This window comes from Pseudomonas sp. REP124 (assembly GCF_020164475.1).
GTDB lineage: Bacteria > Pseudomonadota > Gammaproteobacteria > Pseudomonadales > Pseudomonadaceae > Aquipseudomonas.
Map to the genome: position 1 here is coordinate 23897 of NZ_JAIQWX010000043.1, position 19379 is coordinate 43275.

Below are 19379 nucleotides of genomic sequence, written 5' to 3' on the forward strand. Positions count from 1 at the left end.
GAGAATGGCCAGCAAGAACTCTCGAACAGGAAACACCCAAATGGCTGGCGAAACTTCATTGGCAACGCTGCTGCGCAGCATGAGCCCGCAACTCAATGCCGGCGAATACGTGTTCTGCACCGTGAGCGACGGGCAGTTGCCGGCGGGTCTGGAAATCATCGGCAGCTTTCGCGAGCAGGAAGGTTTGACGGTCATTCTCGAACGCTCACTGGCAGAACAGGCCGGCTTGAGCTTCGACTACGTCGCGGCCTGGATCACCCTGAACGTGCACTCGGCCCTGGAAGCCGTGGGCCTGACCGCCGCATTCGCCACGGCGCTGGGCCAGGCCGGCATCAGTTGCAACGTGATCGCCGGGTATTACCACGACCATCTGTTCGTCGGCCAGGCCGACGCCGAACGCGCCGTGGACGTGCTGCGCAAACTGGCAGCGAATGCGGAGTAATTATCATGTGGCAAAGCTATGTAAACGGCCTCCTGGTGGCCTTCGGCCTGATCATGGCGATCGGCACGCAGAACGCCTTCGTGCTGGCGCAAAGCCTGCGCCGTGAGCATCACTTGCCGGTGGCGGCGTTGTGCGTGATGTGCGATGCGATTCTGGTGGCCGCCGGGGTGTTCGGATTGGCCACGGTGCTGGCGCAGAACCCGACTTTGCTGGCGGTCGCCCGTTGGGGTGGCGCGGTGTTTTTGATCTGGTACGGCAGCCAGGCGCTGCGAAGGGCCTTTTCCAGGCAAAGCCTGCACCAGGGTGAAAACCAGACAGTGCGCTCCCTGCGGGCGGTGATGCTCAGCGCGTTGGCCGTGACCCTGCTCAACCCGCATGTCTATCTGGATACGGTGCTGCTGATCGGCTCTCTAGGGGCGCAACAGTCGGTGCCCGGGGCTTACGTGGTCGGCGCCGCAACTGCTTCGTTGCTGTGGTTCTTCACCCTGGCACTGGGCGCCGCGTGGCTGGCACCGTGGCTGGCCCGGCCGAGTACCTGGCGCATTCTCGACCTGTTGGTGGCGGTCATGATGTTCGCGGTCGCGTTGCAGCTGATCACGGCGGGCTGATTTATTTCCAACGTCTCTTTATTCCAAACCACTCTTTATTCCAAACAGCTCTGGAACCTCTATTCCACACAGTTGTTGCGTGGTTATGCCGCACCCCCGGTGCTATGATCCGACCCTGCGCCGCAAAGAGTACAAAACTCCCCGGCGCTAGTCTGGCCGCCCGTGATCGGCCTTGCGCTCACCGCACCTGACCTGATTAGGAGATCCACCATGGCTTTCGAATTGCCGCCACTGCCTTACGCTCACGATGCACTGCAGCCGCACATCTCCAAGGAAACTCTGGAATTCCACCACGACAAGCACCACAACACCTACGTCGTGAACCTGAACAACCTGGTGCCAGGCACCGAGTTCGAAGGCAAGACCCTGGAAGAAATCGTCAAGACTTCCTCGGGCGGTATCTTCAACAACGCCGCTCAGGTCTGGAACCACACTTTCTACTGGAACTGCCTGGCACCAAACGCCGGCGGTCAACCAACCGGCGCACTGGCTGAAGCCATCAACGCCGCTTTCGGTTCCTTCGACAAGTTCAAGGAAGAATTCAGCAAGACCTCCATCGGCACCTTCGGCTCCGGCTGGGGCTGGCTGGTGAAGAAAGCTGACGGCTCCCTGGGCCTGGCCAGCACCATCGGCGCCGGCAACCCGCTGACCAACGGCGACACCCCGCTGCTGACCTGCGACGTCTGGGAACACGCCTACTACATCGACTACCGCAACGTTCGTCCGAAGTACGTCGAAGCGTTCTGGAACCTGGTCAACTGGAAATTCGTGGCTGAGCAGTTCGAAGGCAAAACCTTCACGGCCTAAGCTTGAATGCCAGATGAAGAACCCGGCTTTTATGCCGGGTTTTTTTATGGCTGGAAGTGATCTGCTATCTGACCGGCCGCCATCGCGAGCAGGCTCGCTCCCACAGGGGAGCCCGAGGTACATCCGAAAGATTGAGGTCGTCTTTCAGGACGCCTTCGCGAGCAAGCCCGCTCCCACAGGGGTTTGGTGTACATCCGCGAGATCAGGTCGGCTACCAGGCCGCCATCGCTGGCAAGCCAGCTCCCACAGGTTCGTGCAGTAGAACGCGGAAAACCAACAGGTCGAGTGTCAGCTCGCCTCGAGCGCTTTTGATTTTGATCCACCCGCCCTTCGGCAGGCTGAGTGGAGGCGTTTATCCGGGGGTCAGGCGCGCAGCGCCGTGCGGCGAAGCCGCACACATCGAGAGGAGGTGCAGCGAAGCAAACCGGAGGCGATGCCCCCGGATGAATGCCGGAGCGAAGGGATCCCGAGCCTCAGCGAGGGACCGAACGTCGGGGCGAGACCTTTTGGTTCCTTTTGGGGCGTTTGCCAAAAGGGACTCGACCGTCAGGGCGAAACCGAAAGCGGCCGTTACCGAAGCATCGGATATACACCCAATTCAAAGAACACAACAAAACACACCCGAGCCCCAGACCGTCTACCATCAACCTAAAGGAAATTATCTCCCCGCCCCCTCAAGTTGAAGGACTCGACAACCGACACAGTACCCATCGAACCAATAATCCAGCATATCGGCCAAGCTGCAGGCAAAATCCCGCAAGGATGATTGACCCTTTGACTGCCATCTCGGGATTGCCAATACTCATGGCAACTTGATGCTACCCGCACGGAACAAGGAATTACCCTTTGAAGCTGGAACTCAAAAACAGCTTGTCGGTGAAGTTGCTCCGGGTCGTGCTCCTGTCGGCATTGATCGTCGGCGTGGTCTTGAGCTGCGCGCAGATCGTCTTCGATGCCTATAAAACACGCCAGGCCGTCGCCAACGATGCCGAACGGATCCTCGACATGTTTCGCGACCCGTCGACTCAGGCCGTCTATAGCCTGGACCGGGAAATGGGCATGCAGGTAATCGAGGGCCTGTTCCAGGACGACGCCGTGCGCCAGGCCTCCATCGGCCATCCCAACGAAGCCATGCTCGCGCAAAAATCCCGCGACCTGCAGCACTCCAACAGCCGCTGGCTGACCGACCTGATCCTCGGCCAGGAACGCACCTTCACCACCCAACTGGTGGGGCGTGGGCCGTACAGCGAGTATTACGGCGACTTGAGCATCACCCTCGACACCGCCACCTATGGCCAGGGTTTCATCGTTAGTTCGGTGATCATCTTCATTTCCGGCGTCCTGCGCGCCATGGCGATGGGCCTGGTGCTGTATCTGGTCTATCACTGGCTGCTGACCAAGCCGCTGTCGCGGATCATCGAGCACCTGACCGAAATCAACCCGGATCGCCCCAGCGAACACAAGATTCCACAGCTCAAGGGCCACGAAAAGAACGAACTGGGGATCTGGATCAACACCGCCAATCAGTTGCTCGAATCCATCGAACGCAACACCCACCTGCGCCACGAAGCGGAAAACAGCCTGCTGCGCATGGCCCAGTACGATTTCCTGACCGGTCTGCCGAACCGCCAGCAATTGCAGACGCAACTGGACAAGATCCTAGTCGACGCCGGCAAGCTGCAACGCCGGGTTGCGGTGCTTTGCGTGGGCCTGGATGACTTCAAGGGCATCAACGAACAGTTCAGCTACCAGACCGGCGACCAACTGTTGCTGGCCCTGGCCGATCGCCTGCGGGCGCACAGCGGACGCCTCGGCGCCCTCGCCCGTCTCGGCGGCGACCAGTTCGCCCTGGTCCAGGCCGATATCGAACAGCCTTACGAAGCGGCGGAACTGGCACAGAGCATTCTCGATGACCTGGAAGCGGCCTTCGCCCTCGATCACCAGGAAATCCGCCTGCGCGCCACCATCGGCATCACCCTGTTCCCCGAAGACGGCGACAGCACCGAGAAGCTGCTACAAAAGGCCGAGCAGACCATGACCCTGGCCAAGACCCGCTCGCGCAACCGTTATCAGTTCTATATCGCCAGCGTCGACACCGAAATGCGCCGTCGTCGCGAACTGGAAAAAGACCTGCGCGATGCCCTGACCCGCGATCAGTTCTACCTCGTCTACCAGCCGCAGATCAGCTACCGCGACAACCGCGTAGTGGGCGTCGAGGCACTGATTCGCTGGCAGCATCCCGAACACGGGCTGGTGCCGCCGGATCTGTTCATCCCGCTGGCCGAGCAGAACGGCACCATCATCGCCATTGGCGAATGGGTGCTGGATCAGGCCTGCAAGCAGTTGCGCGACTGGCATGACCAGGGCTTCAGCGACCTGCGCATGGCGGTGAACCTGTCCACCGTGCAACTGCACCACGCCGAGCTGCCACGGGTGGTCAACAACCTGCTGCAGATGTACCGCCTGCCGCCGCGCAGCCTGGAGTTGGAAGTCACCGAAACCGGCCTGATGGAAGACATCAGCACCGCCGCCCAGCACCTGCTCAGCCTGCGCCGCTCCGGCGCGCTGATCGCGATCGACGACTTCGGGACGGGCTATTCGTCACTGAGCTATCTGAAAAGCCTGCCGCTGGACAAGATCAAGATCGACAAGAGCTTCGTACAGGACCTGCTCGATGACGACGATGACGCGACCATCGTTCGCGCCATCATCCAGCTGGGCAAGAGCCTGGGCATGCAGGTGATCGCCGAAGGCGTGGAAACCGCCGAGCAGGAGGCCTACATCATCTCCGAGGGCTGCCACGAAGGTCAGGGCTATCACTACAGCAAACCGCTGTCCTCGCGGGAGCTGAGCCTCTACCTCAAGCAGGCGCAGCGCAGTAATGCCGCGATCTGGTAAATCCGCCCCGCCCCCTGTAGGAGCGAGCATGCTCGCGATGAACCCAAGGACACCGCGGGGCTTCAGGTTCCCAGCGTTATCGTTGACCACCATCGCGAGCATGCTCGCTCCTACAGATCGGTCTGAATAGGAAATATTTCCAAGAACAAGTCTTTACACATAATGCGAAAGATTTGCATTATGTCGCAGTTTTGCGCACCGAACGCGCCACACCACCCCCTCTCGAAGCAGGATGTTCGCCATGATTCGTATGCCTCTGGCTACCGCCAGTCTGTTGGCCATCGCAATTTCCCTCGCCGGTTGCGGTGAAGGCAAAGACAAAGAAAAAGCTGCCGCACCTGCACCTGCTGCCAGCACCGCTGCTGCCCCGGCTGCTCCAGCCGCCGCGCCTGCCGCTGCCGGCAAAGTCGATGAAGCCGCCGCCAAAGCCGTTGTCGCCCACTACGCCGACATGGTTTTCGCCGTCTACAGCGATGCCGAATCCACCGCGAAGACCCTGCAAACCGCCGTCGACGCCTTCCTGGCCAAGCCGAACGCCGACACCCTGAAAGCGGCCCGCGAAGCCTGGATCGCCTCCCGCGTTCCTTACCTGCAGAGCGAAGTGTTCCGCTTCGGCAACACCATCATCGACGACTGGGAAGGTCAGGTGAACGCCTGGCCACTGGACGAAGGCCTGATCGACTACGTCGACAAATCCTACGAGCACGCACTGGGTAACCCGGGCGCCACCGCCAACATCATCGCCAACACCGAAATTCAGGTCGGCGAAGACAAGATCGACGTGAAAGAGATCACCCCGGAAAAACTCGCCAGCCTGAACGAGCTGGGCGGTTCCGAGGCCAACGTCGCCACCGGCTACCACGCCATCGAATTCCTGCTCTGGGGCCAGGACCTGAACGGCACCGGCCCTGGCGCCGGCAACCGTCCTGCTTCGGACTACCTGGAAGGCGCAGGCGCCACCGGCGGTCACAACGAGCGTCGTCGCGCTTACCTGAAAGCCGTGACCCAACTGCTGGTCAGCGACCTGGAAGAAATGGTAGGCAACTGGAAGCCGAACGTGGCCGACAACTACCGCGCCACCCTGGAAGCCGAGCCAGGCGAAAGCGGCCTGCGCAAAATGCTGTTCGGCATGGGCAGCCTGTCCCTGGGCGAACTGGCGGGCGAGCGCATGAAGGTTTCCCTGGAAGCCAACTCCCCTGAAGACGAACACGACTGCTTCAGCGACAACACCCATAACTCGCAGTTTTACGATGCCAAGGGCATTCGTAACGTCTACCTGGGCGAGTACACCCGCGTCGACGGCACCAAGATGACCGGCGCCAGCCTGTCGTCCCTGGTCGCGAAAATCGACCCGGCCACCGACACCGCGCTGAAGGCCGACCTGGCCAACACCGAAGCCAAGATGCAGGTCATCGTCGATCACGCCAACAAGGGTGAGCACTACGACCAGCTGATCGCCGCCGGCAACACCGCTGGCAACCAGATCGTGCGTGACGCCATCGCGTCCCTGGTCAAGCAGACCGGTTCGATCGAAGCCGCTGCCGGCAAACTGGGCATCGCCGACCTGAACCCGGACAACGCTGATCACGAGTTCTGATCAAACGCCGGTTTCAACGCCCCATGAAAAAGCCCCGACGAGTCGGGGCTTTTTTTATATCGATATTTTTACCCTGCTATCCGGGCTTCATGCCTTGAACACAAAGATTTCGAGCGCCGCACCTGCGCTGGGTAAACGAACGCCTCCCACCAACGCCACAAGATCGTTACTGGCCTGCGCCCTCGTGACCAGCGCCTGAGTGGCCGTGTCCATCAGCTCGACGCGAGGCGCGACGTAAGCACTGCCATCGACCACGTGCCCGCGGACTCTGCGCAATGACAGCCAGAACAATTGAGGGCGTCCGGGACGTCTGAACAGCAGCTCGGAACCCAGACGGTAGCCCGAAAGCATTTCGTATCCGCTGCCGACCAGCCGCTCCGCCATCAGCACCCGTATCGACTCCTCGGTCCCGGAACTCATCACCGCGTGCAACAGCATGTCGACGCCTTCGGTGCGCAATTGCACCCGATTGTAGAGCGTCGAATATTCCCCAAGCAGCCACTGGCCCGTCGAGTTCTTTGGCGTCGCCGGCAGCAGGGATAGCGGGTCACCCACGATGCCACCCAACGCCGCATCAGGGGTGGAACGGTTACGCCAGGTCTTCAGGGTGCGGTGAAGTCTGGCCAATCCCGAAGCGGTCAGGCCGTTGGGATTCGTCAGCCCGAACAGTGTTTGCGCGGCCTGCTGCTGACTGCTGGTGCTGAACGTCGGGAACGCATCGGCGACATAAGCGCTGATGGTTTTCTCGAAGGGCAACGAGGCGGAGGTGACCCAAAGTTTGTCTTCGGAGGCAAAAAACACCGGGCGCGGCTGACTGTAGGGATCCGCCCAGATCAGGTGCTCGAACTGGGCAAAATGCCTGACATCTATCCGGTCGTCGAACCTGAACGCCAGATGGGGTGAGGCGATACTTCCCGCCGGCAGGATCGGGTAATAGTGGTCGTCGATCTTGATGTAGTCACGCCCCACCAGAGACGGGTCGCCGCCTGTTCGCCGATAAAGACCCAGCTCGGCGTTTTGCAGTTGCACATCCGCAGCGTCGATGACCTGCCCCCATTCCATGAATCGTTCATGGGCCGGTCGAACGCGAGTCGGCGGCAACGGCGCGGGCGGCCTGCTCGTTCCGCTACCCGACGCCGATGGTTCGCGAACCACGCCCCCACCGGTAAAACCAGCCGGTACGCCATGCCCCAGCAGACGCATGCGCAGGATCTGGTCGCTGACCAGCAGATACTGACCGAACGCATCGAGCGCAGCCCCCGATCGCAGATGTTGCACAAAGCTCAACCCCAACTCGACTTCACGCCCTCGAGGAAACGCGAAAGCCTCGAACACCCGCTCGACCTGCCGCTTGTCAAGGAACGGATACAGGTCGCGCAGCGCACTCTGCGGTGAGTTGCCGCCCAGCAATCTCGGTGCATTGGCAGCGTTGCCGATCTCCCATTGCCCCCGCGAACTCCGGCGGATCGGGCTGTAGTAGATCTGATACGCCTTGCGCGCATCGCGGATTCGCCAGGTCTGTTCAAACCCTTCGTTGATGAGCGAATACCAGTGTTTACGCTCATGGAGAAAGTACTGTCTGGCGCTGAATTCGTTGGCCGGCTTGTAGTAGATGCCCTTGCCTTCCCAACCCTTGAGTTCGAGCAGCCCGTCCGGCTTTTTGCGCAGGGCCGTCTGTGGATCCAGGGCCCGGCTTCCCGCTTCGACCTTGACCGCAGGCGTCCCACGCAGCAGCGCCGCGCCCATGACGCTATCGATCAGTACCCCGGTGAATTCCGCCAACGCGCGGACGATGTGGTGGGCAGCGCCCGCGCGATCGCCGATCTGCGCCGTCTCCACGGCGTTGAAGATGGAAATCAGACTCCTGGCCACACCCACGGGCAGCGTGACATGCACCGGCAGCACCAGCGTCAGGACATCGATCACGGTGGTGGCAACGAACAGGCCCGTCTCGACATCGGTCTGGCGGGTGGTGGTGACTTGGGCCGTCGCGTCGTTGATCGCGAAATTGGCCTCGACCTCGTAGGCGTCTTCGAAAATGTTCTTGGCGATGTTGGCCATGTGCACGGTCGAGACATCGCCCCGGCCCTTCAAGGTGGCCAGGACCTGCGCCTGGGCAGCCCGATCCAAGCGCCCCACCAGATAGTCGCGCCAGGAACTGTTGTGGACAAAGTCGGTGATCAGGCGCTCTTTCACGTACTCATTGAATACACGCCCTTCCGGCGCGCCCGGCGTGTAGACCACTACCGAGCTGGTTCCGGCCGAAGCCGTCGCGAACAACAGCACGCCGCGAACCCTCTGTCCGCGCAATTGCAGGCTCTGGACGATGATCCGGTGCCCTTCGACGATTTTGCGCTGATCGCTGTCCTCGGGGGCATCGAGGACCGCCTGCACCCAGTTGAAGCCACGCTCCAGGCGGTCGGGAAGAAAGTCGCCATTGATCCGGGCCTCAATGGCATCGAGGCGGATCTGCCGCTCGAACAGGCTGGCGAAGGAATGCTTGCGTGCCAATGCCGCCGGCGAGCTGACGAGGCTTGCCTTGAGGAAATCCTGATAGCTCTGGCCGACGTTGACTGAACGCACCAGCTCCTTGACCTGTTCGAGGGTCAGGCCGTCGTAGGACGCTTCGGTGGTTTTCAGGCTCAACCTGGAGTAGCGGGTGAAGTTGTGGTCGATTCCGGAAAGGTTATCCAGCGCCAGCTCGGTCAGGGTTCGCTGGCGATGCTTGAACTTGAAATCCCCCGGCTCACGGATAGAGGTACCGGGGGCGCCGGAAGGAATCGAATTGCTTGGCAATTGCGGCTCCTTGGTGTGCACCACGATATCGTCCGGGTTCACCGTCAGGCCGTGCTCCGCTTCCAGCGCCGCGCGCAATTGACGGTTGCTGTAGGCCAACAGTTGGCGCCGGTCGCTGAACTGGGCCAACGATGGCAAGCCCTCGTACTCCGACAGACTGGCCAACGCCTCGGTGTAGTTCGTGAAAGCCTTGGCCCAGGCCTCCTGATCGGCACGGGAAGCGCCTTGCAGAAACGCGATCAGGCGGGCCTTGCACTGTTTGCGCAGCCGGGCTTGCAGAATCGGCTGGGTGGCGAAGGCGCGCCGCAGGTCGGTCAACCGGTCGATGGCGCCGGGCAGGTTCGCCATGTCCGCATGCACGCCCTGCTTTACGTAACGGGCGAGGGTCGACTCGAGGTTTTTTTCGATCAGCTGGCATTGCGATTCGATGCCGTACTCGAAGGGAGAATCGAGGTGCTCCAGGTATTTCAGCGAGTCGCGTTCCGGCGCCTTGCCCTGCAGCGCCAGCACTCGTGGTTGATCGGTGTCGGTGACCAATTCGCTCAAGGTTGCGAACTCCATGGCGTGGCTCAGGCGACGGTGCAGTTCGCGATCAAGAGTGGCCAGGGACTCGAACTCTTCCAGGCCATTGTTCGGTGTGAACAGCACCACCGTGCCGACATTGGCGCTTGGCTCGACGGGCCGCACCACCGGCGCGGTCACTTCGCTTTCCCAGCGCACTTCGCCGTCCTGCGGATCTCGCGAGGTCAGAATGAACGCTCCATGCAGCGTCATTGCATTCGCCTCGGCGTCTTGAAGGGCAACGGCGTAAACGCATGGGCGATAGTCTTCCAGCGCCTGCCGGGACTTTGCATCGGGGTAACGCAGGATCTTTTCGAACAGGGTCGCGGCAGTGGCGCTGAACAGACCATCGCTTTTGAGCAGAGCGACTTCGGCCTTCAACTGATCGATGCGTGTCGCCACCAGCCACTGTTTGTAGGTGCGCACATCCGTCGGGCTGCAGGCCGTGGTCCAGTAGCGCTTCAGGTACTGCGTGTATTGCGCCGGCAGGTCTGCGGCCAACTTGTCGAGAAAGGCATCGAACGCCTCGGGTGTCAGCGCGGTGTAAGGCGCGGGCTCTGCGCCCGTGTCGGTGGCTCGGAGGAACATGGCCTTGCGTTCAGCCAGATCCGAAGCCTTGCCGCTGACGATGCGCCGCACCACGGCGTCCATCAGGCTTGGCTCGATGATCTGCCGGGTGTCTTCATGGCTGATGAAGGTCAGCGACAAATCCGGTGCGGGGCTCAGGGTGGGGAAGTGTTTGTCGAAGGCCTGCCGGACGAACTCATGAAAGCGAGGCTGGGCGGCAAATCGCTCCGCCAGTCGAATGTCCACTTCCGACAGCCGTTCTTGCAGGGTGATCTGGGCCGGGGTGGCCCGGGCGATGGACAACGCGGTCCGCACGGTTGCTTGGGTGTGATGAGGCATGGCGCATAACTCCGGTTGAAAGAGGACCGGCATCCTGTCCGCGCGTCAAATGCCCGGGGCGGTACATATCTATGAAAAAGCGGGTCTACGCGGCATCTGGCGCCGCTCGACGTGCAAGCAAACGATAATTCCTCTTATTCAAACTCCCCTGCCCTGTTAGACTTTGCGCCTTTGTTTTGCTCGTCTTGCAGGATCTCTGATGCCCCCGCTGCTTCTTCGCTTGTCCGCACTGGTTCTGGCCCTGGGCCTGAGTGCCTGCGATGACGCCCCGCGTTTTACCAAGGCAGAGCCCGGTGAAGCCCGCTCCGGGGGCAGTGCGACCGTGCGCAAGACCGATCAGAACGCCTTTTCGCTGCCCTCCGCCAACCTGCCGCCCTCGCGGCGCGTGGACTTCAGCGTCGGCAACAGCTTCTTTCGCAACCCCTGGGTGATCGCGCCGGCAACCACCACCGCCCGCGACGGCCTCGGCCCGCTGTTCAATACCAACGCCTGCCAGAACTGCCACGTCAAGGACGGTCGCGGTCATCCGCCGGGACCGGATGCGACCAGCGCCGTGTCGATGCTGGTGCGCCTGTCGATTCCCGATGACCCGGCCTACGCGAAAATCATCGAGCAACAGGGCGTCCTGCCCGAGCCGGTCTACGGCGGACAGTTCCAGGACATGGCCATTCCCGGTGTCGTTCCGGAAGGCAAGGTGCGGGTCGATTACACACCGGTGTCGGTGCGTTTCAAGGACGGCACCGAAGTCGAGTTGCGCAAGCCGACCCTGAACATCACTCAACTGGGCTACGGCCCGATGCATCCCGACACCCGTTTTTCCGCCCGGGTCGCCCCGCCGATGATCGGCCTGGGACTGCTCGAAGCCATTCCCGACGAGGCCATCCTGGCCAATGCCGAGGCTCAGGCGAAGGAGAATAAAGGCATCGCCGGCCGCCCGAACCAGGTCTGGGATGACGCCCAGCAGAAAACCGTTCTCGGCCGGTTTGGCTGGAAAGCCGGGCAACCGAACCTCAATCAACAAAATGTTCACGCGTTTTCTGGTGATATGGGCCTCACCACCAGCCTGAGACCCTTTGATGACTGCACGGACGCGCAAACTGCCTGCAAGCAGGCCCCGAACGGCAATGGACCGCAGGGCGAGCCTGAAGTCAGCGACAACATCCTGCGCCTGGTGCTGTTCTACAGCCGCAACCTCGCCGTACCGGCGCGCCGCGATGTCGGCGCGCCTGAAGTGCTGGCCGGCAAGAACCTGTTTTATCAGGCTGGCTGCCAGTCCTGCCACACCCCCAAATACACCACCGCCGCCAACGCCGCCGAACCTGAACTGGCCAATCAAGTGATTCGCCCTTACAGCGATCTGCTGCTGCACGACATGGGCGACGGCCTGGCCGACAACCGCACTGAATTCAAGGCCGGTGGCCGCGACTGGCGCACGCCGCCGTTGTGGGGCATCGGTCTGACCGAAGCGGTCGGTGGCCACACCCAGTTCCTGCATGACGGCCGCGCCCGCAATCTGCTCGAAGCCGTGCTCTGGCATGGCGGCGAAGCGAAAAAGGCGCAGCAACAGGTTTTGACTTTCAATGCCGAGCAGCGCGCTGCGTTGCTGGCGTTCCTGAATTCCCTTTAATACCCATTCCCGCGGGAGCCCGACATGTTCCGTCCCAAACTGTTGTTCACCAGCCTTGCCGCGCTTGCCCTGGGCGCCTGCTCGCCCCAGGACCCGCAAGCCGTCACCTCGGCAGCCATCGCCAAATCGGTGATCCTGCCGACCTACACCCGCTGGGTCGAAGCCGACCGTCAGCTGGCCGTCAGCGCCCTGGCCTACTGCGAAGGCAAGGAAACTCTGGAAACCGCCCGTGCCGACTTCCTTCACGCGCAAAAAGCCTGGGCCGAACTGCAACCGCTGCTGATCGGGCCGCTGGCCGAGGGCAACCGTTCGTGGCAGGTGCAGTTCTGGCCGGACAAGAAAAACCTCGTCGGCCGTCAGGTCGAGCAACTGGTCACCGCCCAGCCGCAGATCAATGCCGCTGAACTGGCCAAGTCCAGCGTCGTGGTCCAGGGCCTTTCCGCCTACGAGTACATCCTGTTCGACAGCAAGCCCGATGTGGCCAATGCCGAACAGAAAGCCAAGTACTGCCCGCTGCTGATCGCCATCGGCGAGCGTCAGAAGCAACTGGCCGAAGAGATCCTGAAAACCTGGAACAACACTGACGGCATGCTCGCGCAGATGAGCAAGTTCCCGAACCAGCGTTACGCCGACTCCCACGAAGCGATCGCCGACCTGCTGCGCGTACAGGTCACCGCACTGGACAGCCTGAAGAAGAAACTCGGCACGCCGATGGGCCGCCAGACCAAGGGCGTGCCACAGCCGTTCCAGGCCGATGCCTGGCGCAGCCAGTCGTCCCTGACCAGCATGGAAGCCAGCCTCGCGGCCGCCAAGACCGTCTGGGAAGGCGTCGACAACAAAGGCCTGCGCGGCCTGCTGCCGAGCGAGCAGAAAGCCTTGGCCGACAAGATCGACGCCGCCTATGCCGCGTCGCTCAAGCTGTTCGCCAGCAACCAGCGCTCGCTGACCGAAATGCTCAACGACGACGCCGGTCGCCAGCAGCTCAACGATATCTACGACAGCCTGAACGTCGTCCACCGCCTGCACGAAGGCGAACTGGCCAAGGCGCTGGGCATCCAACTGGGCTTCAACGCCAACGACGGTGACTGATGAGGACAAGTGCCATGCTGCGACGTCAGGCTCTGACTTTAGGTAGTTTGCTGCTGGGAGCAGTGACACTGGGCGGCTGGACGCTGTTCAAGCGCAAGGATCAGAGCCCGCTGCTGCTGTCGGCACGGGACGATACCGACGGCAAACACTATGCCGTCGGCTATCGGCTGGACGGCACCCGGGTGTTCGCCACCCAGGTCGGCCAGCGCTGCCACGACATCATCAATCACCCGACGCAGCCCATCGCCCTGTTCGTCGCCCGGCGCCCGGGCACCGAGAGCTACCTGATCGACTTGCGTGACGGCACGCTGCTGCAAACCATCACCTCGCAACCGAATCGGCATTTCTACGGGCATGCGGTGATTCACAAGAGCGGCGACTGGCTGTACGCCACCGAGAACGACACCACCGATCCGGGTCGCGGCCTGCTCGGTGTGTACAAGTTCGAAGGCGAGCGGCTGGTGCACAGCGGCGAGATTTCAACCCACGGTCTCGGCCCGCATCAGGTGTCGTGGATGCCGGACGGCGAAACCCTGGTGGTGGCCAACGGCGGCATTCGCACCGAGGCGGAAAGTCGCGTCGACATGAACCTCGACGCCATGGAGCCGAGCCTGGTGCTGATGCAGCGCGACGGCACCCTGCTGAGCAAGGAAACCCTGGCCCAGCAGATGAACAGCGTGCGGCACCTGGGAATCGCCAGCGACGGCACCATCGTCGCCGGCCAGCAATTCATGGGCGCCTCCCACGAGCGTTCGGAGCTGCTGGCGATCAAGCGTCCGGGCAAGCCGTTCGTGGCGTTCCCGGTGCCCGATCACCAGTTGCAGGCCATGGGGCACTACACCGCCAGCGTCGCGGTGCACAGTGACCTGCGCCTGGTGGCGTTGACCGCGCCACGGGGCAACCGCTTTTTCATCTGGGACCTGGACAGCGGCGAAGTACGCCTCGACGCGCCACTTCCTGACTGCGCAGGCGTGGGCGCCGTGGCCGACGGCTTCGTCGTGACCTCCGGCCAGGGCCGCTGCCGCTACTACGATTGCCGCCAGACAAACCTTGTTGCAAAACCACTGGAGCTGCCGGCGGGGCTCTGGGACAACCATCTGCATTTGATGGCGTAAATCCTGCGAAAAAGATCGCAACCTTCGCCAACTCCCGCTCGGGCATGATGTCCACCCTGTAGGAGCTGTCGAAGGCTGCGATCTTTCCCATCCGCAACCTGCCACGCGCTCAAGCCTTGACGACCCGCAGTTGGAATCCCCTTCCCACTCGCGGTAATGTGCCTTCCTGTCTCACCTGATTTTCTCCAAGGAACTGGAAATATGCTGCGTCGCCGCATGCTGATCATGTTGGGTGTTGTGCTGCTGATCGTGCTGGTACTGGCCGGGTACAAAGCCTTCTCCATCTATACGATGATCCAGGGTTTCTCCGCGCCCAAGCCGCCCATCAGCGTCGCCGTGGCCACGGCCGCCGAAAAGCCATGGCAGGCCCGTCTGCCGACCGTCGGCACGCTCAAGGCATTGCAGGGCGTGGACCTGAGCCTGGAGACCGACGGCACGGTCGTCGATCTGCAGTTCGAGTCAGGGCAGAAGGTCAAGGCCGGTCAACCCTTGCTGCGACTCGACAGCGCCGTGGAAACCGCCTTGCTGGAAACCGCCCAGGCCGATCTGGGGCTGGCCCAGCTGGACTTTGGCCGAGGCAGCCAATTGGTCGGCAGCCAGGCGATATCCAAGGGTGAATTCGACCGCCTCTCCGCCGTGCTGAAAAAGAGCAAGGCCACGGTCAATCAGCTCAAGGCCGCTCTGGGCAAAAAGAGCATCGTTGCCCCTTTCAGCGGCACCATCGGCATTCGTCAGGTGGACATCGGCGACTACCTTGCCAGCGGCACCAAGATCGCCACCCTGCAAGACCTCAGCAGCCTCTATGTGGACTTCTTCGTGCCCGAGCAGTCGGTGCCGAAAATCGCCCTCGGCCAGCCGGTTGAAATCATCGTTGCGGCCTATCCCACCCAGTCCTTCCCCGGCACCATCAGCGCGATCAACCCGAAACTGGAAAACAGCACGCGCAACATGCAGGTGCGCGCGACCCTGGCCAACCCCGACGGCAAGTTGCTGCCGGGCATGTTCGCCAGCCTCGAGGTGATGTTGCCCAATCCCCAGCCGCGCATCGTCGTACCGGAAAGCGCGATCACCTACACCCTCTATGGCAACTCGCTGTATGTCGCCGCGCAGAAGAAAGCCGAAGACGGCAGCGTCGAGAAGGACGACAAGGGCCAGCCGATCCTGGTGGCCGAACGACGTTTCGTCGAAACCGGCGAACGTCGCGACGGCATGGTGATGATCACCAAAGGCGTGCAGAACGGCGAAACCGTCGTCACCGCCGGCCAGATCAAACTGGATAACGGTGCACACATCGCCATCAGCGATGACAAGACCCTGGCCGAGAAGAACAGCCAGCCACGCGCTGACTGATCAAGGAACTCCCAATGGCTTTTACCGATCCGTTCATCCGCCGCCCGGTCCTCGCGACCGTAGTGAGCCTGCTGATTGTGCTGCTGGGCTTCCAGGCCTGGAGCAAGCTGCCGCTGCGCCAGTACCCGCAAATGGAGAACGCCCTGATCACGGTCACCACCGCCTACCCCGGGGCCAACGCCGAAACCATCCAGGGCTACATCACCCAGCCGATGCAACAGAGCCTGGCCAGTGCCGAGGGCATCGACTACATGACCTCGGTCAGTCGCCAGAATTTCTCGGTGATTTCGATCTACGCCCGCATCGGCGCCAACAGCGACCGGCTGTTCACGGAATTGCTGGCGAAGGCCAACGAGGTAAAGAACCAACTGCCTCAGGACGCCGAAGACCCGGTCCTGAGCAAGGAAGCGGCAGACGCCTCGGCGCTGATGTACATCAGTTTCTTCAGCAAGGAACTGAGTAACCCGCAGATCACCGACTACCTGTCGCGGGTCATCCAGCCGAAGCTGGCGACCCTGCCCGGCATGGCCGAAGCCGAGATTCTCGGCAATCAGGTGTTCGCCATGCGCCTGTGGCTGGACCCGGTGAAGCTCGCCGGTTTCGGCCTGACAGCAAGCGATGTCACCAATGCGGTGCGCCAGTACAACTTCCTCTCCGCCGCCGGCGAGGTCAAAGGCGAGTACGTGGTCACCAGCATCAACGCCAGCACGGAACTCAAATCCGCCGAGGCCTTTGCGGCGATCCCGCTCAAGGTCGATGGCGACAGCCGGGTGTTGTTGCGCGATGTCGCGCGGGTGGAGATGGGCGCGGAAAACTACGACACCATCAGCTCCTTCGGCGGCACGCCCTCGGTGTACATCGGCATCAAGGCCACGCCCGGCGCCAACCCGCTGGACGTGATCAAGGAAGTGCGCAAGATCATGCCGGACCTCGAGGCCCAGCTTCCGCCCAACCTCAAGGCCGAAATCGCCTACGACGCCACACTGTTCATCCAGGCGTCGATCGACGAAGTGGTGAAAACCCTGTTCGAAGCGGTGCTGATCGTGATCGTGGTGGTGTTCCTGTTCCTCGGCGCGCTGCGGTCGGTGGTGATCCCGGTGGTAACCATCCCGCTGTCGATGATCGGCGTGATGTTCTTCATGCAGATGATGGGTTATTCGATCAACCTGTTGACCCTGCTGGCGATGGTATTGGCCATCGGTCTGGTGGTGGACGACGCCATCGTGGTGGTGGAGAACATTCACCGGCATATCGAGGAAGGCAAGACACCGTTTGACGCCGCCCTCGAAGGCGCGAGGGAAATCGCCATGCCGGTGGTCTCGATGACCATCACCCTGGCGGCGGTGTACGCGCCGATCGGCTTCCTGACGGGGCTGACCGGCGCGTTGTTCAAGGAGTTCGCCCTGACCCTGGCCGGAGCGGTGGTGATCTCCGGCGTCGTCGCCCTGACGTTGTCACCGATGATGTGCGCCTACCTGCTGCGCCACGACGAAAACCCCACCGGCCTGGCGCACCGCCTCGACCTGATATTCGAAAGCCTCAAACGTCGTTATCAGAGCATGCTGCATGGCACGCTCAACACCCGGCCGGTGGTGCTGGTATTTGCCGTGATCGTGCTGTGCCTGATTCCGGTGTTGCTCAAGTTCACCAAGTCGGAACTGGCACCGGACGAGGACCAGGGCATCATCTTCATGATTGCCAGCGCCCCGCAACCCACTAACCTCGACTATCTCAATGCCTACACCGACGAATTCATTTCGATCTTCAAGGCCTTCCCCGAGTACTACTCCTCATTCCAGATCAACGGCTTCAACGGCGTGCAATCGGGCATCGGCGGCTTCCTGCTCAATCCCTGGAACGACCGGGACCGGACCCAGATGCAGATCCTGCCCGATGTTCAGGCCAAGCTCGAAGGCATCGCGGGCCTGCAGATTTTCGGTTTCAACCTGCCCTCTTTGCCGGGTACGGGCGAGGGTCTGCCGTTCCAGTTCGTCATCAACACCGCCAACGATTACGAGTTGCTGCTACAAGTGGTCGACCGGGTGAAGAAGCGTGCAATCGAATCCGGCAAGTTCGCCTTCGTCGACGTCGACCTGGCCTTCGACAAGCCGGAAGTGGTGGTGGACATCGACCGCGCCAAGGCCGCACAGATGGGCGTGTCGATGCAGGAATTGGGCGGAACGCTGGCGACCTTGCTGGGCGAGGCGGAAATCAACCGTTTCACCATCGAGGGCCGCAGTTACAAGGTCATCGCCCAGGTCGAGCGACCGTTCCGGGACAACCCTGACTGGCTGAACAACTACTACGTCAGGAACAACAATAATGAACTGCTGGCCCTCTCGACCCTGATCACGGTGAAGGACCGGGCCCGACCGAGACAGCTGAACCAGTTCCAGCAACTCAACTCGGCGATCCTCTCCGGCGTTCCCCTGGTCAGCATGGGCGAAGCCATCGACACCGTGCGCCAGATTGCCCGGGAAGAAGCCCCCGCGGGTTTCGCCGTCGACTACGCCGGCGCCTCGCGGCAATACGTGCAGGAAGGCAGTGCGCTGTGGGTAACTTTTGCCCTGGCACTGGCCATCATCTTCCTGGTCCTGGCCGCCCAGTTCGAAAGCTTCCGCGACCCTCTGGTGATTCTGGTGACCGTGCCGCTGTCGATCTGCGGTGCCTTGCTGCCGCTGTTCCTCGGCTGGTCGAGCATGAACATCTACACCCAGGTCGGGCTGGTGACGTTGATCGGCCTGATCAGCAAACACGGGATCCTGATCGTCGAATTCGCCAACCAGCTGCGCAAGGAAAAAGGCCTGACCGCCCGCGAAGCCGTAGAAGAAGCCGCCTCCATCCGCCTGCGCCCGGTCCTCATGACCACCGCCGCCATGGTCTTCGGCATGGTCCCACTGATCATCGCCACCGGCGCGGGCGCGGTCAGCCGATTCGACATCGGTACGGTGATCGCGACGGGGATGTCGATTGGCACGTTGTTCACGCTGTTCGTACTGCCCTGCGTCTACACCCTGCTGGCCAAACCCGACAAGCCTGCAACCCCCGTAGGCGTGGGGCTTGCTCGCGAAGGCGGTGGATCAGATACATAGATGTCGACTGCCCCGCCGAATTCGCGAGCAAGCCCGCTCCCACAGGTTCTGTGGTGGATGCAAAATCTGTGGCCGACGCCGGACACTGTAGGAGCGAGCATGCTCGCGATGGTGGTCAACGATAACGCGGGGCGCCTGAATGCACGCGGTGTCTGGGAATTCATCGCGAGCAGGCTCGCTCCCACAATGGGATTGGGTACATTTACAGAATCAGCGTCGTCTGTGGTGACGAATTCGCGGGCAAGCCTCGCTCCTACAGGTTTTGTGGTGGACGCAGGATCTGTGGGTGACCCGGATCACTGTAGGAGCTGTCGAGTGGAACGAGGCTGCGATCTTTCAAGATCAAAAGATCGCAGCCTTCGGCAGCTCCTACACGGACCAATCCCGATCAGGCCGGCCGGTAGGCCGCCTCGCTTTTGATTTTGATCCACCCGCCCCGTCGGCAGGCTGAGTGGAGGCGTTCATCCGGGGGTCAGGCGCGCAGCGCCGTG

11 protein-coding genes are annotated in these 19379 nt (G+C 61.9%); 10 read left to right on the forward strand and 1 reads right to left on the reverse strand.

Annotated features, from left to right (window positions below; genetic code table 11):
- Nucleotides 1-40 precede the first annotated feature (40 nt).
- The 5 genes from K9857_RS13115 (at nt 41) to K9857_RS13135 (ending at nt 6352) form a co-directional block, all read left to right on the forward strand.
- Nucleotides 41-442: an ACT domain-containing protein gene (locus K9857_RS13115; RefSeq protein WP_224536354.1), complete on the forward strand. Its 402-nt coding sequence runs from the start codon at nt 41-43 to the stop codon at nt 440-442.
- A gap of 5 nt (nt 443-447) precedes the next feature.
- On the forward strand, nt 448-1050 hold the full coding sequence (locus tag K9857_RS13120) for a LysE/ArgO family amino acid transporter (protein WP_224536356.1): 603 nt from the start codon (nt 448-450) through the stop codon (nt 1048-1050).
- 210 nt (nt 1051-1260) lie between these two features.
- Complete coding sequence (locus K9857_RS13125) at nt 1261-1857, forward strand: superoxide dismutase (RefSeq protein ID WP_224536357.1); 597 nt, start codon at nt 1261-1263, stop codon at nt 1855-1857.
- Nucleotides 1858-2703: 846 nt separating this feature from the next.
- Entirely contained in the window at nt 2704-4755 is a 2052-nt protein-coding gene (locus K9857_RS13130) for a putative bifunctional diguanylate cyclase/phosphodiesterase (RefSeq protein WP_224536359.1), read from the forward strand.
- A gap of 241 nt (nt 4756-4996) precedes the next feature.
- Nucleotides 4997-6352, forward strand: coding sequence for an imelysin family protein (locus K9857_RS13135; RefSeq protein WP_224536361.1), 1356 nt, complete (start codon nt 4997-4999; stop codon nt 6350-6352).
- Nucleotides 6353-6439: 87 nt separating this feature from the next.
- Here the strand turns inward: K9857_RS13135 and K9857_RS13140 are convergent, their stop codons facing one another.
- Nucleotides 6440-10615, reverse strand: coding sequence for a dermonecrotic toxin domain-containing protein (locus K9857_RS13140; RefSeq protein ID WP_224536363.1), 4176 nt, complete (start codon nt 10613-10615; stop codon nt 6440-6442).
- A 199-nt stretch (nt 10616-10814) separates the two neighbouring features.
- On the opposite strand from K9857_RS13140, the gene K9857_RS13145 reads away from it, so the two are divergent.
- The 5 genes from K9857_RS13145 (at nt 10815) to K9857_RS13165 (ending at nt 18888) form a co-directional block, all read left to right on the forward strand.
- A complete protein-coding gene (locus K9857_RS13145) occupies nt 10815-12242 on the forward strand; it encodes a di-heme oxidoredictase family protein (protein ID WP_224536366.1) in 1428 nt (475 codons plus the stop codon).
- 24 nt (nt 12243-12266) lie between these two features.
- A complete protein-coding gene (locus K9857_RS13150; RefSeq protein WP_224536368.1) occupies nt 12267-13331 on the forward strand; it encodes an imelysin family protein in 1065 nt (354 codons plus the stop codon).
- 14 nt (nt 13332-13345) lie between these two features.
- Nucleotides 13346-14446, forward strand: a complete 1101-nt coding sequence (locus K9857_RS13155; RefSeq protein ID WP_224536370.1) for a DUF1513 domain-containing protein — start codon at nt 13346-13348, stop codon at nt 14444-14446.
- Between the two features lie 201 nt (nt 14447-14647).
- Nucleotides 14648-15796 (forward strand): efflux RND transporter periplasmic adaptor subunit, encoded by a 1149-nt coding sequence (locus K9857_RS13160; RefSeq protein ID WP_224536371.1) that lies wholly within the window; start codon nt 14648-14650, stop codon nt 15794-15796.
- Nucleotides 15797-15810: 14 nt separating this feature from the next.
- Nucleotides 15811-18888, forward strand: a complete 3078-nt coding sequence (locus tag K9857_RS13165) for a multidrug efflux RND transporter permease subunit (RefSeq protein WP_224536373.1) — start codon at nt 15811-15813, stop codon at nt 18886-18888.
- Nucleotides 18889-19379 lie beyond the last annotated feature (491 nt).

Bases quoted from the DNA above. Each gene is read 5' to 3' on its own strand.
- K9857_RS13160 (WP_224536371.1), top strand. From the start codon at position 14,648: ATGCTGCGTCGCCGCATGCTGATCATGTTGGGTGTTGTGCTGCTGATC.
- K9857_RS13125 (WP_224536357.1), top strand. From the start codon at position 1,261: ATGGCTTTCGAATTGCCGCCACTGCCTTACGCTCACGATGCACTGCAG.
- K9857_RS13140 (WP_224536363.1), bottom strand. From the start codon at position 10,615: ATGCCTCATCACACCCAAGCAACCGTGCGGACCGCGTTGTCCATCGCC.
- K9857_RS13150 (WP_224536368.1), top strand. From the start codon at position 12,267: ATGTTCCGTCCCAAACTGTTGTTCACCAGCCTTGCCGCGCTTGCCCTG.
- K9857_RS13135 (WP_224536361.1), top strand. From the start codon at position 4,997: ATGATTCGTATGCCTCTGGCTACCGCCAGTCTGTTGGCCATCGCAATT.
- K9857_RS13165 (WP_224536373.1), top strand. From the start codon at position 15,811: ATGGCTTTTACCGATCCGTTCATCCGCCGCCCGGTCCTCGCGACCGTA.
- K9857_RS13120 (WP_224536356.1), top strand. From the start codon at position 448: ATGTGGCAAAGCTATGTAAACGGCCTCCTGGTGGCCTTCGGCCTGATC.
- K9857_RS13115 (WP_224536354.1), top strand. From the start codon at position 41: ATGGCTGGCGAAACTTCATTGGCAACGCTGCTGCGCAGCATGAGCCCG.
- K9857_RS13145 (WP_224536366.1), top strand. From the start codon at position 10,815: ATGCCCCCGCTGCTTCTTCGCTTGTCCGCACTGGTTCTGGCCCTGGGC.
- K9857_RS13155 (WP_224536370.1), top strand. From the start codon at position 13,346: ATGCTGCGACGTCAGGCTCTGACTTTAGGTAGTTTGCTGCTGGGAGCA.